The following is an 18841-nucleotide window of genomic DNA, read 5'->3' as shown; positions in this document are numbered from 1 at the left end:
CTCAGGCTTTCTGCAAACGCGCGAGCGCAGCCTGAAGCTCGGCCGGCTCGTATGCTGCGAGCACGTCCGCAACCGGCTTCTCCAGCGCCTTGAGATTCGAGCGCAGAATCTCCTGCTTCACGACGAGCAATTGGCTCGGATGCATCGAAAATTCGGTCAGGCCCAGTCCGAGCAACAGACGCGTGACGGCCGGATCGCCCGCCATTTCGCCGCACACCGAGACCGGCACGCCCGCGCGCTTCGCCTCGCGCAGAGTCAGCGCGATCAGATGCAGCACCGCGGGATGCAGCGGATCGTAAAGATGCGCGACGGAGTTGTCCGCGCGGTCGATGGCGAGCGTGTACTGGATCAAATCGTTCGTGCCGATGGACAGGAAGTCGAGCCGGCTCAGGAACAGCCGCACCGCGATAGCCGCCGCCGGAATCTCGATCATCGCGCCGATCTGCACCTTGCGGTCGTAGGCAATGCCCGCGTCGTCGAGCTGGCGCTTCGCTTCGCGGATCAAATCGAGCGTCTGATCGATTTCCTGCGCGTGCGCCAGCATCGGAATCAGAATCTTGGTCGGGCCGAACGCGGACGCGCGCAAAATGGCGCGCAACTGCGTCACGAACATTTGTGGCTCGGACAGGCTCCAGCGAATCGCGCGCAAGCCGAGCGCCGGGTTCGGCGCGGTTTCGTAGCCGTCGCCGCCGGTCATCGAATCGAGCGGCTTGTCCGCGCCCACGTCGATGGTGCGGATCGTCACCGGCTTGCCGTTCATCAGTTCGATCGCGCGCTTGTACGCCTCGAACTGCTCTTCCTCTTCCGGCAGCCGGTCCTTGTGATTCATGAACAGGAACTCGGTGCGAAAGAGGCCGACGCCCATCGCGCCGGCGTCGACGGCCACTTGCGCGTCGTCCGGCAATTCGATGTTCGCGCATAGCTCGATTTTCGTGCCGCATAGCGTCTGCGTCGGCGAAAACTTGAGACGCTGGAGCTTGCGCTGCTCCAGCAGCTTTTCGCTTTGCCGATACGAATACTCTTCGAGAACGATGGGCGCCGGATCGACGATCACGATGCCGTGATCGCCGTCCACGATGATCAGATCGTTCTGGCGAATCAGCACGCTCGCCTGCTGCACGCCGACCGACGCCGGAATGCCCAGGCTGCGCGCGACGATCGCCGTATGCGACGTGCGCCCGCCGAGATCGGTCACGAAGCCCTTGAACGCCTGAGTCTTGAACTGAAGCATGTCGGCCGGCGCGATATCGTGCGCGACCACGATCATTTCGTTATGCCCGTTGCTCGCCGCCGTGTGCACGACGAGCGACGCCGCCGTCGGCGCGCCCGCCAGCGCCTTTAGCAGCCGCTCGACGACTTGCTGAATGTCCGCTTTACGCTCGCGCAGGTACTCGTCTTCGATGTCGTCGAAGAAGCTGCCGAGAATTTCGAGTTGCTCGGTGAGCGCCCACTCGACGTTGTAGCGGCGCGTGCGAATGAGGTCGATGGTCTCCTGCACGAGCATGGCGTCGTTCAGGATCATCATGTGGACGTCGATGAACGCGCCCATTTCGGTGGGCGCGTCGGCGGCGAGGTCTTCCCGCAGTGCTTCGAGTTCCTGGGCTACGGCGGCCTGCGCCGCATGAAAACGCGCGATCTCCGCGTCGATCTGATCCGGCTCGATCAGATAATGAGCGACGTCGAGCGCGGCCGGCGCAATGAGATACGCTCGCCCGATGGCGATGCCTCGTGATACGGGAATTCCATGCAGCGTGAAGGACACGCGCACCTCCTCTAGTTGTGATGTATCCGCGTTTCTCCCAGACCCGCGGCGGGCGCTTGGCCGCACAGGCAATTATAAGTTCGAACTATTCGAAAGTCCCTGCACGGCCTGTCGCGGCGGGAACGAGCCGATTGCGCCGCGTTACCGCGCACTGAATGGAGCAGACGCAAAAAAGCCGCGTCGATGCGCGGCTTTTCGTTGCGTGCATGCAGTTTCCGATGAGGCGCTTACTGCCCTTCTCCGAACTTGTCTGCGATCAGGCCGAGTATCGCCTGCATGGCTTCGGCTTCGTCCGGACCTTCGGTTTCGATCGTCACCGTGCTGCCAATGCCCGCTGCCAGCATCATCACGCCCATGATGCTCTTCGCGTTGATGCGGCGGCCGTTGCGGCTCATCCAGATTTCGGACTGATAGTTGCCGGCGAGTTGCGTGAGCTTCGCGGATGCCCGCGCGTGGAGCCCGAGCTTGTTCACGATGGTTGTTTCTTGTTGCTGCATGATGCTCCGAAACGCGAGTGGATGAGGGAAGCGGCGTCAGTGGCTCGCGGCTTTCGCGGCGGCGAGATCGGCGCTCGCGGAACAGGCGGGGTCCGGCGAGCCGGCCACTTTGGTTGCGAGCGCGCAGGGATTGAGCGGCGTCGACGAATCCAGTTCCTGAATGCCTTTCGAGCCGCCTTGCAGAATCTTTTCCGTGAGCGTGTCGAGCGGCGTGGCGCGATAGCAGACGGCGCGCACGAGCATCGGCAGATTGACGCCCGCGAGCACGCGCACGTCGGCTTCAGCGAGGCTCGCCGCGATGTTGGCGGGCGTCGCGCCGAAGACGTCGGTGAGCACGATCGCGCCGTTGTCTTCCTTCAGGCGGTCGATTTCCGAGCGGGCGAATGCGCGGACCTCGACCGGATCGCAGTCGGCGGTCACGTCGATGACGCCGATGCGCGCGGGCAAGCCGCCGTAGATATGAGCGACGCACTCACGGAGCGCGGTGGCGAATGGTGCGTGCGCGATGATCAGAATGCCAGCCATGTCGGGATTGCTACCTCTGTAGCGACGAATACGTCAGAGATCGCTCGAAAACGCGCGAGCGGCGCGTGTTACAGGCCATATATGCATCCGGCCGGTCGGGAAATCAACCGGCGGCGCAGACGGCCTTCCCGTCTTGCCGGCTCGCAGAAGCTGTTCCAGCCCCAGTTCGCAAGCCGTCGGGAAGTCAATTGTAACAGTGCTGGCGGCGCGCGTTTTGCAGTGCGCCAAACCCATCGGTTAGCCGACTGCGCGCTCCAGCGCGTCGATGAACATGCCCGCCACGTCGAAGCCCGTCTGATCCATGATCTCGCGGAAGCACGTGGGGCTCGTCACGTTCACTTCGGTGAGATAGTCGCCGATGGCGTCGAGCCCGGCGAGCAGCAGTCCGCGCGCCTTCAGCACCGGACCGAGCGTTTCGGCGATCTCGCGGTCGCGCGCCGTCAACGGCTGGGCGCGGCCGAGCCCGCCCGCCGCGAGATTGCCGCGCACTTCGCTGCCTTGAGGAATACGCGCGAGCGAATACGGCACGGGCTCGCCGCCGATCACCAGAATGCGCTTGTCGCCCGCCGAAATTTCGGGGATGAACTTCTGCGCCATCACCATGCGCGCGCCGTTCTCGCTCAGCATCTCGATGATCGAACCGAGATTCATGCCGTCGGCCTTCACGCGGAACACGCCCATGCCGCCCATGCCGTCGAGCGGCTTGAGAATGACATCGCCGTGCTCGGCGTGAAATGCGCGCAAGCGCGCCGGGTCACGGGTGACGAGCGTCGGCGCGACGAACTGCGGCCATTCGGCAATGGCAAGCTTCTCCGAATGATCGCGAATGGCCTGCGGCTTGTTGAACACGCGTGCGCCCGAGCGCTCGGCGATTTCGAGCAGCCACGTCGCATTCACGTATTCGAGGTCGAACGGCGGATCTTTGCGCATGAGCACCGCGCCGAACTTCGCAAGCGGCAGATTCTCCGCCTCCGCCGCCGAAAACCACGGCGAGCGGCCGCTGTCCGCTTCATCGCCGACAATCTGGATGCGGCGCACGCTCGCCTCGACCGCGCTGCCCGTCCACGCGAGATGCTGCGGCTCGCATGCGTAGAGCACGTGGCCGCAGCGCGCGGCTTCCGCCATCATCGCGTAGGTCGTGTCCTTGTAGATCTTGAAGTGATCGAGCGGGTCGGCGATAAAAAGAATGTCCATGGTCTTCGCTTGGGTTCACGCGGCCTGCGAGCTTACCGCAAGCCGCGCGCTTACACCTGAATGGCTTCCGGATCGGTCTTTTCGAGTTCCACCGACGCCGCGAGCAGCCCGAGCCGCGCCACCACGCCGTACATGTAGAAGCGGTTCGGCGGCGCGGCGCCCGGCTTCGCGTGCGCGTCCGGCAGCGCCGTGTGCTCGAAGCCGAGCGGCACGAAGTGCATGCCCGGCGCGTTCAGGTTTTGATCGCGCTCGCGAGAATCGTGCACGCGATAAAAGCCGCCGACGACATACCGGTCGATCATATACACGACCGGCTCCGCCACCGCGTTCTCCACGCGCTCGAACGTATGCACGCCTTCCTGCACGATCACGTCGTGCACTTGCAGGCCGTCCTTCGCGTCGTTCATCTTCGCGCGCTCGCGCTTCGTGAGCGCGGCCACTTCGCTTGCGTCGTGCACGGTCATCACGCCCTTGCCGTAGGTGCCGGCGTCCGCCTTGATGACCACATACGGCTTCTCGCTGATGCCGTATTCGCGGTATTTCTTCGCGATCTTCTTGATGACGCCGTCGATGGCGTCAGCCAACGCCTCTTCGCCGGTGCGCGCCTCGTAGTCGACGCCTTCCACATGCGCGAAGTACGGGTTCACCATCCACGGATCGATCTCGACCATCTTCGCGAACTTCTTCGCCACGTCGTCATAGCAGGAGAAGTGCGTCGATTTGCGGCGCACGGCCCAGCCCGCATGCAGCGGCGGCAGCAGATATTGCTCGTGCAGGTTCTCGAGGACTGGCGGAATGCCCGCCGACAGGTCGTTGTTGAGCAGAATCGAGCAGGGATCGAAGTTCTTCAGCCCGAGCCTGCGCGGCGTGCGTTCGAGCGGCTCCAGCACGATCTTCTGGCCGTCGGCGAGGGGAATCGTCACCGGACCGTGAATGCTTTCATCGAGCGTGCCGAAGCGGACGTTCAGTCCCGCCTGCCGCATGATCGTGGCGAGCCGCGCGACGTTTTCCAGATAGAACGCATTGCGCGTGTGGCGCTCCGGAATCACGAGCAGATTCTTCGCGTCGGGACAGATCTTCTCGATCGACGCCATGGCCGCTTGCACGGCGAGCGGCAGCACTTCCTGCGGCAGATTGTTGAATCCGCCGGGAAAGAGGTTGGTGTCGACGGGCGCGAGCTTGAACCCTGCGTTACGCAGATCGACGGAACAGTAAAACGGCGGCGTGTGCTCTTGCCATTCGAGACGGAACCACCGTTCGATGGCAGGCGTGGCCTCGAGGATTTTCCGCTCGAGATCGAGCAGAGGGCCACTCAACGCCGTAACTAAGTGCGGGACCATTGATTTCTCGCGGACAGCTTTGCACGGGACCGGAGCGTTACGCCCGGCCGATAGAAGACCAAAGATTGTAGAGCAATTGTTTTGCCTAATTGGGGATGAGCCGCCAATTACCAAGGTCTCCTGCGCCCCGTCCGGCAAAGCAAGACGACCCTCAATGGACGAAACCCGGACGCACGGTCTTTATTCCGCTCCGAACGAAAAAAACCCGCCATGAAGGCGGGCCAAGTCGCTGCGCTCGTTCTTGTAGCCGCAGCGCGCGCGGTCGATGCGCGCACGCTTGCGGCACATTCGTCATTCGACGTGTTCGCCGTGCAGCGTAACGTCGAGACCTTCGCGTTCCTGTTCTTCCGTCACGCGCAGGCCCATGGTCATGTCGATGATCTTCAGCAGGACAAAGCTCACGACGCCCGAATAGATCAGCGTGACGAGCACGCCCTTCGCCTGCACGAGCACCGAGCCGTCGAACCCGCCGATGTCCTTCACTGCGAACACGCCCGTCAGCAGCGCGCCGATGATCCCGCCGACGCCGTGCACGCCGAACGCGTCGAGCGAGTCGTCGTAGTTGAACTTGTGCTTGAGCCACGTCGCCGACCAGAAGCAGACCACGCCCGCGACGATACCGATCACGATCGCGCCCGGCACGCCGACGAAGCCCGAAGCCGGCGTCACCGCGACCAGACCCGCCACCGCACCCGAAATGATGCCGAGCACCGACGGCTTGCCCTTCGTAATCCACTCCGCGAACATCCAGCCGAACGCGGCGAATGCGGTGGCGATTTGCGTGGTGAGCATGGCGAAGCCGGCACGGCCGTCAGCCGCGACCGCCGAACCCGCGTTGAAGCCGAACCAGCCGACCCACAGCATCGACGCGCCGATCAGCGAGAGCACGAGGTTATGCGGCGCCATCACTTCGCGGCCATAGCCGACACGCTTGCCGAGCACGAGACAGCACATCAGACCCGCGATACCCGCGTTGATGTGCACCACCGTGCCGCCCGCGAAGTCGAGCACGCCTGCCGTCGCCAGCCAGCCGGTCGGTTCCCAGACCATGTGCGCGATCGGCGAATAGACGATGAGCGACCACAGCGCCATGAACACGAGCATCGCGGAGAACTTCATGCGGTCCGCGAACGCACCGGTGATGAGCGCGGGCGTGATGATCGCGAACGTCAACTGGAACGCGAAGTAGACCGATTCCGGAATGGTCGAGGCGAGATGGCTGACGGTGAGCGTCGTCGCCTTGTCGCCCTTGATATAGGCCATGCCGTGCAGGAACACGCGCGAGAAGCCGCCGATGAACGACCCGCCCGGCGTGAACGCGATGCTGTAGCCCACGACCGTCCAGAGGATCGTCACGAGACAGCAGATCGCGAAGCTCTGCATGACCGTCGCGAGCACGTTCTTCTTGCGCACCATGCCCGCGTAGAAGAGCGCGAGACCGGGGATCGTCATGAACAGCACGAGCGCGACCGAGGTCAGCATCCACGCGGTGTCGCCGGAGCTGATCTTGGATGAATCGACCGAGAACGGCTCGGTCGGCGCGGCGGGCGCAGCTTCAGACGCGCCCGATGCGGCAGCGGCGGCTTCTGCCGACGAAGCCATCGCCGTGTTCGCGCTGGCAGGCGCGCTTGCCGTCGAAGCGGCGGATGCGCTCGCCGAGGCGGCGTCGGACGCGGGTGCCGAGGCGGCGACCGGAGCGGACGCGTCCTCTGCGAGTGCGGTGCCGACATTCGCGCCGATCAGCGCGCCCGCCACCATCAATGACATCAAAAAGTTGCGCATTCTTCTGGTTCCTCTTATCGCCGATTTTTCTTAGAGCGCGTCCGCGCCGGTCTCGCCGGTACGAATGCGAATCACCTGTTCGATTGCGGTGACGAAGATCTTGCCGTCGCCGATCTTGCCCGTGCGGGCCGCGCGTTCGACGGCTTCGATTGCCTGATCCACGATGTCGTCCGAAACGGCTGCCTCGATCTTCACCTTCGGCAGGAAGTCGACGACGTACTCCGCGCCGCGATACAGCTCGGTGTGCCCTTTCTGGCGGCCGAAGCCCTTCACTTCCGTGACGGTGATGCCCGAAACGCCGATGGCCGAAAGCGCCTCGCGCGCTTCGTCGAGCTTGAACGGCTTGATGATTGCGGTGATGAGTTTCATGTGTCCCTCGCTGTGGTTGCCTTCCTTCCGCCTGCCGTTCCGCTTAAGAACGCGTTCAGAAAAGGTCGCGCCACTTATGCAACTCGTATGCCAATCGAGTCCTGGCAAGCCTTGCAGCGATGTTGCGACAAAATGCGCCGCGCCCCTCTGCCGAACGGCTAACGCGCGCCGCGCGTGCTGGCGCGGGGGCAGGTTCATTGCTAGAGTGGTCGCGAGGTCCGCAAAAAGGGCATGGACGGCCAACGCAGCCGCGAGCCGGCGCTAAAATCGCGTCGCCTGTGAGATGTCCCCGGCGTGCGTTCGCGGAGCACGCGCGCGCACCAAGATCGAACATTCGATGTTTCGGGGCACTGACCTAACAATGAATGCACTCTATTTGTGCAGAAGGGAGAAACGATGAAGCAGCCCAACGACGTGTTCAACGACCTGCAGCAGAAGATGAGCGAGCTTTTCAAGAACTCGCCCGCGAAAGACGTCGAAAGAAACATGAAGGCGATGCTTTCTCAAGGCTTCTCGAAGCTCGATCTCGTCACGCGCGAAGAATTCGATACGCAGACGCAAGTGCTCGTGCGCACGCGCGCGCGGCTCGAAGAACTGGAAAAGCGCGTCGCGCAACTGGAGCAGCGGATGACGAGCACCGGCGCGGCGCAAGACTAAGCCCGCTGTTTATCTGGTACCCCGGCCGGCGAGCCGTGAAGTCCTAGTCTTATTGCCGGCGCGGCCGTTTTCGGCGCGCGCCGTTTCAGGTGAAATCATGTCGCTTGCCGTGGTACGCAGCCGCGCGCCCGCCCCTGGGCGCGCGCCGGAAGTTGTCGTCGAAGTCCATCTTGCCAACGGGCTGCCGTCGTTCTCCATCGTCGGCCTGCCCGATCTCGAAGTCCGCGAAAGCCGCGAGCGCGTACGTGCCGCGTTGCAGAACTGCGGCTTCGATTTTCCCGTCAGCCGTATCACCGTCAATCTCGCGCCTGCCGATCTGCCGAAAGAGTCGGGCCGCTTCGATCTGCCGATCGCGCTCGGCATTCTCGCCGCGAGCGGTCAAATTCCCGCGGAATCGCTTGCGAATCGTGAGTTCGCGGGCGAGCTGTCGCTGACCGGCGCGCTGCGCCCGATGCGCGGCGCGTTCGCGATGGTCTGCGGCGCGGCTCGGCAGTATGCGGGCAGCGCCGGTGTTCCCGAGATATACGTGCCGCTCGCGAGCGCCGCCGAGGCCGCGCTCGTGCCAGGCATCGACGTGTACGGCGCAGCTGACTTGCCTGAACTGTGCGCCCATCTCAACGGCGTGCCCGACGCTCGGCTGCGGCCCGCGCAAGCGGCAACGCTTTCGGATGCGTCGTCCGCGCCGTCGCCCGATCTCGCCGATGTTATCGGTCATCCGGGCGCGCGACGGGCGCTCGAAGTGGCGGCGGCGGGCGGGCATCATCTGCTGATGGTCGGACCGCCGGGCGCGGGCAAGTCGATGCTCGCCGCGCGTCTGCCCGGCCTTCTGCCGCCGATGTCCGACGACGAAGCGCTCACGTCCGCCGCCATTCTCTCGGCGAGCTCGCTCGGCTTTCACCCGGCGCAGTGGCAGCAGCGGCCGTTTCGCGCGCCGCATCATTCGTCGAGTTCGGTGGCGCTCGTCGGGGGGCGCAATCCGCCGCAACCGGGCGAAATCACGCTCGCGCATCTGGGCGTGCTCTTTCTCGACGAGCTTCCCGAATTCGATCGCAAGGTGCTCGAAACGCTGCGCGAGCCGCTCGAAGCCGGCCGCATCACCATTTCGCGGGCCGCGCAGCAAGCCGACTTCCCTGCCGCCTGCCAACTCGTCGCCGCGATGAACCCGTGTCCGTGCGGGTGGCGCGGCGACCCCTCTGGCCGTTGCCGATGCTCGCCGGAGATCGCCGCGCGTTACTTGCGCAAGCTGTCCGGGCCGCTCATGGACCGCATCGACATTCAGATCGAACTGCCCGCGCTCTCGCCGGCGGAATTGTCGGCGCGCAGCGCGAAGCGTGGCGAATCGAGCGCGCAAGTCGCGGCACGCGTGGCGGTCGCGCGCGAGACGCAGTTGCGCCGGCAGGGCAAGACCAATCGCGAGCTGGATGGCCGCGAAGCCGACGACGTTTGCCGCCCCGATTCCGCCGGCGAGGCGCTGCTGCGCTCGGCGGGAGAGCGGTTCGGCTGGTCGGCGCGGGCGTACTACCGCGTACTGAAAGTGGTGCGGACCATCGCGGACCTCGCCGGCGCGGACACGCCGGACGCGGCGCACGTCGCTGAGGCAGTCCAGTATCGGCGGGCGCTCGGCATCGCATGAGTCCTGCGACGGTTCGCGTCAGCGCAAAAATGCTTGTCAAGTCTTGACTTATGCACACCGACGCGATCCGCGCCCACCTTTCATCGGATTAGATGCCGCCTAGACGCCGATTCCGCAGGGCATTGATTTTATTGAACTAATTAAATTGCCGTGATCGGAGGCAAAGTAACGACAGCCGCTTGTTTAGGGCTTTTGGTGGCTACCGCACATTCTTCTCCACAAAGTTATCCACAGAACTTGTGGATAGACGAAAAAGTCCTGACAAATCCGTGGATTACGGCTCAATTCTGCGAAGCGACTTGCATTCGATCTGGGCTCGGCACGGCGCTTTTAAGCCAGTACTTGCATGATTCGAGCGTCCCCTCTAAAAAAGTTTGAAGGACGTAAAGAATTGATCCGCTTGCTCGGCGGGCGGCGCTTTGTCAGAGACGATCGCCAGTTGATACACATGCATGCCGCGTGCGACGAAACGCGCGTGAATCGTCCGGGACTCGCGCTTTTCGCCGCTCCGGCCTTCCACTTGCATCTCGCTGCCGAGCACGCGCCCGCCCGCCGCCAGCTCGATTTGCGTCGCGCGCGCTGCCGCATGGGCATTCACGTTGCGCGCGAGGCCCTGCTCAAGGTAATCGAGCGCCGCGCGTTGCAGCGCCGGATCCGCGCTCGGCAGCACGACCGTGCCGACGGCGAAAACCGCGTCGTTCGCTTCGGCGGTCTGCATGCGCATGGTCATCGGCTGGCCGGCGATCTCGATCTTGCGTTCGTCCGCGCGAGGCTTGGCGGGCAGCGTCACTTCGTAGCCGTCGTCGTTGTTCATGACGGTGCGCCAGTCATAGGCGGGCGTGCAGGCCAGCAGCGCGCCACAGGCAACCGCCGCCATCGACGCGCGCCACGCGCCGAGCGCGGCAAAATGGCGCACTGCGGCCGCCACGGGGAGAAAAGCCTGCTTCATGTCCGACTCTTCGCGTGAAAAAGCATCATTATCGCGCCGCGATGCCGGGCCTTCGGCTCCGACATGTTGCCGCCGGGCGTTTGGCGCTAAAATAACCGGCACTTTCCTATTGCGGTTGCGCCGCTCACGGCGCCGGACTCTGCAATCCGAGGTTCCCATGTCCCAAAACACGCAAGATACTTCGGGCCGCGCCAAAAGCCCGCTGCGCTATGTCGTCATGGCGCTCGTCGCGGGCGTGATCGCCTGTACCGGCTATTTCGCGTTCGGCGGCCAGCAGCGCGTGCCGGACGCCACGTTCACGCTGCTGTCGGGCCAGAAGATTTCGACATCGGCGGATCTGAAGGGCAAGGTCTATCTCGTCAACTTCTGGGCGACGAGCTGCGAGACCTGCATGAAGGAAATGCCCGAGATGATCAACACGTATAACAAGTTCAAGGGACGCGGGCTGGAGTTCGTCGCCGTCGCCATGAACTACGACGCGCCGATGTACGTCAGCAACTACGCGCAGACGCGCAACCTGCCGTTCAAGGTCGCGATGGACGACGGCAGCGCCGCCAAGCAGTTCGGCAACGTGCAACTGACGCCGACTACCTTCGTCGTCGACAAGAACGGCAAGATCCTGAAACGCTACGTCGGCGAGCCGACGTTCGCGGAACTGGATGCGCTGCTGGACAAGGCGCTCGGCTCCGCGGCATGAGCGCAGCCCGTCTCAAGATGACGCCCGCTTATGCGGGCGTTGTCGTTTCTAGCGGTCGGAATCACCCTTCGCGGCGAGCCCGTAACGCTTGATCTTCTCGTAGAGCGTCGCCTTGCCGACCTGAAGCCGGTCCGCCGCCACCGCGACTGCGCCGCCGCACTGCTCCAGCGTTTCCGCGATGACCGCGCGCTCGAACTGCTCGGTGCGCTCCTTGAGCGATTGCGTCGCCGTGTCCAGCGACGCACTCACGTCGTCCATCACGCCGAGCACCATGCGATCGGCCGCGTTGCGCAGTTCGCGCACGTTGCCGGGCCAGTCGCGCTGCATCAGTTCGGCGCGTTGCCGGTCCGTGATGAGCGGCGCGGGCCGGCCGTAGCGCACGGCGGCATCGAGCAGAAAGTGTTCGAAGAGCGGCACGATGTCCTCGCGGCGCTCGTTGAGCGGCGGCAGCGTGATGGTCACGACGTTCAGCCGATACAGCAGGTCGCGCCGGAACGTGCCGTCCGCGACGTGCTCGTTCATGTCGCCCTTGGCCGCGGCGACCACGCGCAGATTCGCCTGCACCGGCTGGTTCGACCCGAGCCGTTCCAGCACGCCGTCCTGCAACACGCGCAGCAGCTTCACTTGCAGCGAGAGCGGCATGCTCTCGATTTCGTCGAGAAAGAGCGTGCCGCCCGATGCGTGCTCCAGCTTGCCGATGCGCCGCTTCTGCGCGCCCGTGAACGCGCCCGCTTCGAAGCCGAACATTTCGGATTCGAACATCGGCTCGGGCAGCGCGCCGCAGTTCACCGCGATAAACGGCTTGTCGCGGCGCGGCGACATCTCATGCAAGCTCCGCGCGATGAGTTCCTTGCCCGCGCCCGTGTCGCCGTTGATGAGCACGGAGGCGTCCGTCGGCGCGACGTTCGCGATCAGCCGGCGCACCTGTTCGATGGCCGGGCTGCGCCCGATGATGCGCGGCGCGACGCCGCTCTGATCGGCCAACTCGCGCCGCAGCGCCTGATTTTCCAGCACCAGCGTGCGCCGTTCGAGCGCGCGCCGCACCGCTTCCACGAGACGCTCGGAGGCGAACGGCTTCTCGATGAAGTCGTACGCGCCGTCGCGCATCGCCTGCACGGCCATCGAAATATCGCCGTGTCCGGTGACGAGGATCACGGGCACGTCCGGCGCGCGTTCGCGGCATTGCGCGAGCAGTTCGAGGCCGCTCGCGCCCGGCAGCCGGATGTCGCTCACGATCACGCCGGGAAAATTCGCGTCGATGACGCGCGCCGCCGATTCCACGCTGCCGTGGCCCGCCACCTCGAAGCCCGCGAGTTGCAGGCTCTGCACGCTCGCGCGGCGCACGAGCTCGTCGTCTTCGATAAAGATCACCTGCAAACCGGTGGTCATGTCTTGCCTCGATTCAAATGGCTACGCGCGTCGCAGCGTCAACACGAATTCTGCGCCGTGCGAGTGATCGGCGTCGGCTTGCGTGCCGCCTTCCGGGCCGTCCGCGACGATGGGCGCCACGCGATTGCGCGCGACGAGCGTGCCGCCATAGTCCCGCGCGATCGCCGACGAAATCGCCAGCCCGAGTCCCAGTCCGTGTCCCGTCTCCTTCGTCGTGAAGAACGGCTCGAACAGGTGCGGCAACGCGTCGGCGGGAATGCCCGGCCCGTTGTCGCGCACCACGATCTCCACCGCGTCCGTTCGCGCATCCAGTTCGATCACGATGCGCGGGGCATCGCAGGACGCGACGGCATCCAGCGCATTGCCGATCAGATTGATGAACACCTGCTCCAGCCGCAAGTCCTCGCAGCGCACCATGATCGGCGGGCCGTCGCCTTCCAGTTCCGGCGCAATGTCCAGCACGACGTTCGAAAGACGCGGCCCGAGCATGCCGAGCACGTTGCGCAGCGCACGCGCGACATCCGTGCGCGCGTTCTTCGGCCGCGCCTTGGCGACGAAGAGCTTCAGCTGATTCGTGATCTTGCCCATGCGCTCGGTCAGCGCGGCAATCGCTTCGAGGTTTTCGCGCGCCGCCGCCTGATCGCCGCGCTCGATCAGCACGCGCGTGTTGTCCGAGAAACTGCGCAATGCGGCAAGCGGCTGATTCAGTTCGTGCGTGATGCCCGCCGCCATCTGCCCGAGCGCGGCTAGTTTGCTCGCCTGAATGAGTTCGTCATGCGCGGCGCGCAGGTCCTGCTCGGCGCGCGTGCGTTCGTTCACTTCCTTCGTGAGTTGCGCGTTGGCCTGAGACAAGTCCGCCGTGCGTTCCGCCACGCGCTGATTCAGCTCCGCATACGCCGCCTGCAACAGCTCGCGGCTGCGGATCATCTCGCGCACGCGCGCGCGCCGCATGCGCCAGTAGAACGCGAGCAGACACAGCGAGACGAAGACGAGCGCCGTCACGACGACCGCTGTCTGCGCCGCGCTTTCGACCGGATCGAGCGGCGCCATCGTGATGAGTTGCCAGTCCGGCTCGTCGATGGAACGGCGCGTCTCCAGAAAACTCGGCGCGTTGTGTCCGCCGCCGACGCGCACAATCTGCGCGCCGCCTTCCAGCGTTTCGACGACTGACAGGGGCAGCGGCGTGATCGGCTGCTGCGCGTACTGTCGCGTCTGATAGACCGACGCCTCCACGCTCTGCGGCAGCGGCCGCACCGTGTGATATTTCCACGATGGCACCGACGACAGAAAGATCACGCCATGATCGTCGGTGACGAGGAGCGGCTCGGACGCATCCGCGCCTTGCAGCCATTCGAGATTCAGCTTGACGACCGCCACGCCGATCAACTCGTGCCCGCCTTCCTGATACACCGGCTGCGAGATGTAGTAGCCCGGTTCGAGCGAAATCGTCCCGAGTCCGAAGAATCGTCCGACGCCGCCTTTCACGGCATCGACGAAATACGGCCGGAAGTGATATTCCACGCCGATGAAGCTGTCCGGCCCACGCCAGTTGCTTGCCGCGACACAGTAGCCGTCGGCGCGAATCAAGTAAGTCGCGGTGGCATGCGCGCGGCGGTTAAGGTCTTCGAGATAGCGGTTGGCGCGATCGACATTGCGCGCATCGGGCGAGACGAGCACGTCCTGCACGAACGGATGGCGCGACAGCAGATACGGCAGATATTCGTAGCGGTCGAGCGTGCTTTTCAGCGTGCTCGTGGTGCGATCGACGCGCGCGGCCGCGTTGCGCCGCAATTCGTCGATGCCCCGCTGCCGCTCGACGTGCCACGTGAGCGCGCAACACGCCGTGAGCAGCGCGGCGAGCGCAAAGAACACGAGGATGCGGCGCGTCACGTGATGAGATTCCCGCGATTGAGAATCCCTCATTGTGGCATAGGCGTTTTCGGGATAAGCCTGCCGAAACGCGCGCGGCGAAGCGTCCGGAGTCGGAGGCTTCGCCGCTCGCATGTTCGCGTCCGTCCCGAGTCGCGTCAGACCGTTTCGGCCTCTTCGGTCACGTCCACATTGCGATGCAAGGCCGCGCGCAGCTTGGCGCGGTCGAGCTCGCGCTCCCACGCGGAGACGACGACCGTCGCCACACCGTTACCGACGATGTTCGTCAGCGCGCGGCACTCGCTCATGAAGCGGTCGACGCCGAGAATCAGCACCATGCCCGACAGCGGAATGGTCGGCACCACCGCAAGCGTCGCGGCCAGCGTGATGAAGCCCGCGCCGGTCACGCCGCTCGCGCCCTTCGAAGTCAGCATCGTCACCGCGAGCAGCGTCAACTGCTGGCCCCACGACAGGTCGGTGTTGGTCGCCTGCGCAATGAAGAGCACCGCCATCGTCATGTAGATGTTGGTGCCGTCGAGATTGAATGAATAGCCGGTCGGCACGACAAGACCCACGACCGAGCGCGAGCAGCCGAGCTTTTCGAGCTTGAGCATCAGTTGCGGCAGCGCGGCTTCGGACGAACTCGTGCCGAGCACGATCAGCATTTCTTCCTTGATGTACGCGACGAAGCGCAGCACCGAGAAGCCGACCATGCGCGCGATGATGCCGAGCACCACGACGACGAACACGACGGACGTCAGATAGAACGTGCCGATGAGCTTCAGCATGGGCAAGAGCGAGCCGATGCCGTATTTGCCGATGGTGAAGGCCATCGCGCCGAACGCCCCGATGGGCGCGAGCTTCGTGATGATGCCGACCATGCCGAAAAGCACGCTCGACAGGCTTTCGATAAAGCTCGTCACCGGCCTGCCGCGCTCGCCGAGATGCGCGAGCACCGCGCCGAACAACAGCGCGATCAAGAGAATCTGCAGGATTTCGCCCTGCGCGAACGCGGACGAGAGCGTGTCCGGGATGATGTGCAGGAAGAAATCGACCGCGCTCTGACCGTGCGCCGCCTTCGCTGCGTACGTGTCGATGGCTTTGTGATCGAGCGTCGCGGGATCGACATTGAAGCCGACGCCTGGCCGCAGCAGGTGCGTGGCGACGAGGCCGAGAATCAGCGCGAACGTCGATACGACTTCGAAGTACAGCAGCGCCTTGCCGCCGACGCGCCCGACTTTCTTCATGTCCTCCATGCCGGCGATGCCGGTCACGACGGTGCAGAAAATGATCGGCCCGATGACCATCTTGATGAGCTTGATGAAGCCGTCGCCGAGCGGCTTCATGTCGGTGGCGAGCGAGGGATAGAAATGCCCGAGCGCGATACCGATGGCGATGGCCACGAGCACCTGCACGTACAGGACTTTGTAGAAAGGTTTCTTCACGATGGTTCCAGGCAATATCAGCAGTTGGCAATGAAAAGCGCCAGCGGCGAGCCGCGAAGTGCGGGCAAAGCGGCGACGCGTGGCGGGAAACCGCGCGTGCCGGATCGCGTCGCGTTAGCGAGAGCCGCTACGTCGACGGATCAGGGTCGGTTGAGTGCGAAAGGGGGCATCGGCTTGTCTCCTTGGGTTTTATGGGCGGCTTCGCGGGCCTTGGGCCTTTTTATGCAAGGGTGATGCCAGTGTGCGGATCGCTCCAAGCCGTTGAAACCAAAGGCGCCGCGCCGAACGCGGGCTATCGCGGCTCCGGGTTTCCGGAAAAGCGCTGCGTCGGCGTCCGATGATCTGGACGCCGCCCCGTTTCCCTGCCGATTCGTAAGCGCGAAAAAAAACCCACGTCACCGTGGGTTTTTTGCCAGCAGCAAACCGCAGCGCAGTTAAACCACCCCCGCCCCGTGCGCCTGCAAATCCGCGTGATAACTCGACCGCACCATCGCGCCGACGGCCGCGTGCGTGAAGCCCATCTTGTACGCTTCTTCCTCGTACATCTTGAACGTATCGGGATGCACATACGCGCGCACCGGCAGATGGTGCTCCGACGGCTGCAAATACTGGCCGATAGTCAGCATATCGACGTCGTGCGCGCGCAGATCGCGCATCACCTGAAGAATCTCTTCTTCCGTTTCGCCCAGGCCGACCATCAGGCCCGACTTCGTCGCCACTTCCGGATGCAGCGCCTTGAAGTCCTTCAACAGCTTCAGCGAATGGTGATAATCCGAACCCGGACGCGCTTCCTTATAAAGACGCGGCACCGTTTCGAGATTGTGGTTCATAACGTCGGGCGGGGCCGCGGTCAGAATATTGATCGCGCGATCCAGTCGCCCGCGAAAATCCGGCGTCAGAATTTCGATGCGCGTTTCCGGCGAATGCTCGCGCACCTGCCGGATGCACTCCACGAAGTGGGCCGCGCCGCCGTCGCGCAGATCGTCGCGGTCGACGCTCGTGATGACCACATACTTCAGCTTCAACGCGCCGATGGTGCGCGCAAGGTTCAGCGGCTCCTCGGGATCGAGCGGATCGGGACGGCCGTGGCCGACATCGCAGAACGGACAGCGGCGCGTGCACTTGTCGCCCATGATCATGAACGTGGCCGTGCCCTTGCCGAAGCATTCGCCGATATTCGGGCAGCTCGCTTCCTCGCAGACGGTGTGCAGGTTGTGCTCGCGCAGAATCTGTTTGATCTCGTTGAAGCGCGAATTGCCGGTCGCCGTGCGCACGCGAATCCACTCGGGCTTCTTCAGCTTCTCGATCGGCACCACCTTGATCGGAATGCGCGATGTCTTCGCCTGCGCCTTTTGCTTCGCGGTGGCGTCGTAGGGCGCGGGGATCGTCGGGGAAGCGGGAGCGGTGTCGCCTGCCAGGTTTGCGGTTGCGTCAGTCATTCGGTTGATCCGGTAGATGCAGCGGGACGGCTCGCGCCGTCTTGCGGTTGAGCGGCGGCGCTCGGCGTGCCGTCGATCTGATGCGCCAGTCTTTCGGCGAGCGTGAGTGCGACATCGCGCCAGCCGGCCACGACGCCGAGCGTCGCCATGTCGACCGTTTCGAGTCCCGCGTAGCCGCACGGGTTGATCGCGAGGAACGGCCGAAGGTCCATCTTCACGTTCAGGCTGACGCCGTGATAGCTGCAGCCGTTGCGGATCTTGAGCCCGAGCGCGGCGATCTTCGCGCCCTCATGCAGTTCGTGCAAACGAACGTTCGCGCCGCGTTGCGCCTGAAGCGCGGACGGCGCGGCGACGTAAATGCCCGGCGCGCCCGCCTTGCGGTCGGTCGCCAGATTATACGTTGCAAGCGTTTCGATCACGGCCTCTTCGATACGCCGCACCATCTCGCGCACCATGAGCTTGCGACGGCGCAAGTCGATGAGCAGATACGCGACGATCTGCCCCGGCCCGTGATAGGTAATTTGCCCGCCGCGATCCACCTTGACGAGCGGAATGCCGCTGTCGGTGGAAAGCAGATGCGCGGGATCGCCCGCGAGACCGAGCGTGAAAACCTGCGGATGCTCGACGAGCCAAATTTCGTCGGGCGTGTCGGGCGTGCGGGCGTCGGTGAACGCGCGCATCGCGTCGAAACTCTCGCCGTACGGTTCGAGGCCGCGCCAGCGCAACATGACGTCGCCAGCAAGGTCGATGGCAGGCTCGGAGATAAGCTCGGTAGAAAATGCAAGCGGCGTGGCGGACATGATCCCGGTAGTTTACCGAAATCGCTTCATGCCCGCCGGCCGTGAAGACGAAGATGGGCCGATGCGCACGCTCAGACGGTGCGCCAGCCGGCGCGAAAACGCAGCGCGAGCCGCTCGATGCGCGCGGACAGCCAACGAATTGCGCGCTCGTCGCGGCGCGGCACGATGGTGAACACGACGCGCGCCGGCTTGTCGCCTTCCGCCGAAAGCCATAGGCGTTCGCGCTCGCGCAGGTTCAGTCGGTCGCCGGGCGCGAGCCAGTAGTCTTCGATGTCGTTGCTGCGTGTCGCCCAGACCGGGCTGCCGTGCACGGTGAGCCGCGTGCCGCGCGCAATGCGCATCGGCACGGTTTCGCCGGGATTGATTTCGAACGTGACGCTTGTTGATATTTCTCGCATGATCGACTCCGCCAACGGAACGTTTCGATGACTACAATCGTAGGCGTAGCAAGGCATCGGACAAAACGATCAATTTTCACCGCTATGTGAGCCGCA

General features: G+C 64.2%; 17 protein-coding genes. 3 read left to right on the top strand and 14 right to left on the bottom strand.

Translation table 11 applies throughout. The annotated features are described in order from the left end of the window. Position 1 precedes the first annotated feature (1 nt). The 7 genes from ptsP to NCR34_RS01755 form a co-directional block, all read right to left on the bottom strand. On the bottom strand, positions 2–1762 hold the full coding sequence (gene ptsP / locus NCR34_RS01790; RefSeq protein ID WP_250498936.1) for a phosphoenolpyruvate--protein phosphotransferase: 1761 nt from the start codon (positions 1760–1762) through the stop codon (positions 2–4). Positions 1763–1989: 227 nt separating this feature from the next. After that, a complete protein-coding gene (locus NCR34_RS01785; RefSeq protein WP_159835102.1) occupies positions 1990–2259 on the bottom strand; it encodes an HPr family phosphocarrier protein in 270 nt (89 codons plus the stop codon). Between the two features lie 36 nt (positions 2260–2295). Beyond that, positions 2296–2784: a PTS sugar transporter subunit IIA gene (locus NCR34_RS01780; RefSeq protein ID WP_248321004.1), complete on the bottom strand. Its 489-nt coding sequence runs from the start codon at positions 2782–2784 to the stop codon at positions 2296–2298. Positions 2785–3021: 237 nt separating this feature from the next. Beyond that, positions 3022–3978: a glutathione synthase gene (gene gshB, locus NCR34_RS01775; protein ID WP_250498935.1), complete on the bottom strand. Its 957-nt coding sequence runs from the start codon at positions 3976–3978 to the stop codon at positions 3022–3024. Between the two features lie 50 nt (positions 3979–4028). Then, the gene (gene gshA, locus NCR34_RS01770; protein ID WP_250498934.1) at positions 4029–5318 is read right to left on the bottom strand and encodes a glutamate--cysteine ligase; all 1290 of its coding nucleotides are present in this window, start codon (positions 5316–5318) and stop codon (positions 4029–4031) included. 291 nt (positions 5319–5609) lie between these two features. Further along, positions 5610–7100 (bottom strand): ammonium transporter, encoded by a 1491-nt coding sequence (locus NCR34_RS01765; RefSeq protein WP_284506437.1) that lies wholly within the window; start codon positions 7098–7100, stop codon positions 5610–5612. 30 nt (positions 7101–7130) lie between these two features. Continuing rightward, the gene (locus tag NCR34_RS01755; RefSeq protein ID WP_014190273.1) at positions 7131–7469 is read right to left on the bottom strand and encodes a P-II family nitrogen regulator; all 339 of its coding nucleotides are present in this window, start codon (positions 7467–7469) and stop codon (positions 7131–7133) included. A gap of 396 nt (positions 7470–7865) precedes the next feature. On the opposite strand from NCR34_RS01755, the gene NCR34_RS01750 reads away from it, so the two are divergent. Continuing rightward, positions 7866–8126 (top strand): accessory factor UbiK family protein, encoded by a 261-nt coding sequence (locus tag NCR34_RS01750; protein WP_175939211.1) that lies wholly within the window; start codon positions 7866–7868, stop codon positions 8124–8126. Between the two features lie 97 nt (positions 8127–8223). Then, positions 8224–9759, top strand: coding sequence for a YifB family Mg chelatase-like AAA ATPase (locus NCR34_RS01745; protein WP_250498933.1), 1536 nt, complete (start codon positions 8224–8226; stop codon positions 9757–9759). Positions 9760–10123: 364 nt separating this feature from the next. Here the strand turns inward: NCR34_RS01745 and NCR34_RS01740 are convergent, their stop codons facing one another. Continuing rightward, positions 10124–10708, bottom strand: coding sequence for an urease accessory UreD/UreH family protein (locus NCR34_RS01740; RefSeq protein WP_250498932.1), 585 nt, complete (start codon positions 10706–10708; stop codon positions 10124–10126). A 157-nt stretch (positions 10709–10865) separates the two neighbouring features. Here NCR34_RS01740 and NCR34_RS01735 point away from each other — a divergent pair, with 157 nt between their 5' ends. Next, entirely contained in the window at positions 10866–11405 is a 540-nt protein-coding gene (locus tag NCR34_RS01735) for a TlpA disulfide reductase family protein (RefSeq protein WP_250498931.1), read from the top strand. 48 nt (positions 11406–11453) lie between these two features. Here the strand turns inward: NCR34_RS01735 and NCR34_RS01730 are convergent, their stop codons facing one another. From NCR34_RS01730 to NCR34_RS01705, 6 genes are all read right to left on the bottom strand, one after another. Further along, positions 11454–12794 (bottom strand): sigma-54-dependent transcriptional regulator, encoded by a 1341-nt coding sequence (locus NCR34_RS01730; protein WP_250498930.1) that lies wholly within the window; start codon positions 12792–12794, stop codon positions 11454–11456. A gap of 21 nt (positions 12795–12815) precedes the next feature. Further along, the gene (locus NCR34_RS01725) at positions 12816–14798 is read right to left on the bottom strand and encodes a sensor histidine kinase (RefSeq protein WP_502800031.1); all 1983 of its coding nucleotides are present in this window, start codon (positions 14796–14798) and stop codon (positions 12816–12818) included. A 23-nt stretch (positions 14799–14821) separates the two neighbouring features. Next, complete coding sequence (locus tag NCR34_RS01720; protein WP_250498928.1) at positions 14822–16108, bottom strand: dicarboxylate/amino acid:cation symporter; 1287 nt, start codon at positions 16106–16108, stop codon at positions 14822–14824. A 434-nt stretch (positions 16109–16542) separates the two neighbouring features. Further along, positions 16543–17547, bottom strand: a complete 1005-nt coding sequence (gene lipA, locus NCR34_RS01715) for a lipoyl synthase (protein WP_250498927.1) — start codon at positions 17545–17547, stop codon at positions 16543–16545. Then, positions 17544–18347 carry a lipoyl(octanoyl) transferase LipB gene (gene lipB / locus NCR34_RS01710; RefSeq protein WP_502800030.1) on the bottom strand — a complete coding sequence of 268 codons (804 nt, stop codon included), beginning with the start codon at positions 18345–18347 and terminating at the stop codon, positions 17544–17546. The genes lipA and lipB overlap by 4 nt, the downstream gene beginning before the upstream one ends. A 71-nt stretch (positions 18348–18418) precedes the next feature. Then, positions 18419–18745, bottom strand: a complete 327-nt coding sequence (locus NCR34_RS01705; RefSeq protein WP_244847743.1) for a DUF2917 domain-containing protein — start codon at positions 18743–18745, stop codon at positions 18419–18421. Positions 18746–18841: the final 96 nt, after the last annotated feature.

This window comes from Caballeronia sp. GAWG1-5s-s (genome assembly GCF_023631445.1).
GTDB lineage: Bacteria > Pseudomonadota > Gammaproteobacteria > Burkholderiales > Burkholderiaceae > Caballeronia.
The sequence above is the reverse complement of the archived record's forward strand: the minus strand, read 5'-3'. Positions and strand labels throughout refer to the sequence as shown.

Bases quoted from the DNA above. Each gene is read 5' to 3' on its own strand.
- NCR34_RS01735 (WP_250498931.1), top strand. From the start codon at position 10,866: ATGTCCCAAAACACGCAAGATACTTCGGGCCGCGCCAAAAGCCCGCTG.
- NCR34_RS01765 (WP_284506437.1), bottom strand. From the start codon at position 7,100: ATGCGCAACTTTTTGATGTCATTGATGGTGGCGGGCGCGCTGATCGGC.
- NCR34_RS01755 (WP_014190273.1), bottom strand. From the start codon at position 7,469: ATGAAACTCATCACCGCAATCATCAAGCCGTTCAAGCTCGACGAAGCG.
- NCR34_RS01730 (WP_250498930.1), bottom strand. From the start codon at position 12,794: ATGACCACCGGTTTGCAGGTGATCTTTATCGAAGACGACGAGCTCGTG.
- NCR34_RS01745 (WP_250498933.1), top strand. From the start codon at position 8,224: ATGTCGCTTGCCGTGGTACGCAGCCGCGCGCCCGCCCCTGGGCGCGCG.
- lipB (WP_502800030.1), bottom strand. From the start codon at position 18,347: ATGTCCGCCACGCCGCTTGCATTTTCTACCGAGCTTATCTCCGAGCCT.
- NCR34_RS01780 (WP_248321004.1), bottom strand. From the start codon at position 2,784: ATGGCTGGCATTCTGATCATCGCGCACGCACCATTCGCCACCGCGCTC.
- gshA (WP_250498934.1), bottom strand. From the start codon at position 5,318: ATGGTCCCGCACTTAGTTACGGCGTTGAGTGGCCCTCTGCTCGATCTC.
- gshB (WP_250498935.1), bottom strand. From the start codon at position 3,978: ATGGACATTCTTTTTATCGCCGACCCGCTCGATCACTTCAAGATCTAC.
- lipA (WP_250498927.1), bottom strand. From the start codon at position 17,547: ATGACTGACGCAACCGCAAACCTGGCAGGCGACACCGCTCCCGCTTCC.
- NCR34_RS01740 (WP_250498932.1), bottom strand. From the start codon at position 10,708: ATGAAGCAGGCTTTTCTCCCCGTGGCGGCCGCAGTGCGCCATTTTGCC.
- NCR34_RS01705 (WP_244847743.1), bottom strand. From the start codon at position 18,745: ATGCGAGAAATATCAACAAGCGTCACGTTCGAAATCAATCCCGGCGAA.
- NCR34_RS01785 (WP_159835102.1), bottom strand. From the start codon at position 2,259: ATGCAGCAACAAGAAACAACCATCGTGAACAAGCTCGGGCTCCACGCG.
- NCR34_RS01750 (WP_175939211.1), top strand. From the start codon at position 7,866: ATGAAGCAGCCCAACGACGTGTTCAACGACCTGCAGCAGAAGATGAGC.
- NCR34_RS01725 (WP_502800031.1), bottom strand. From the start codon at position 14,798: ATGCGAGCGGCGAAGCCTCCGACTCCGGACGCTTCGCCGCGCGCGTTT.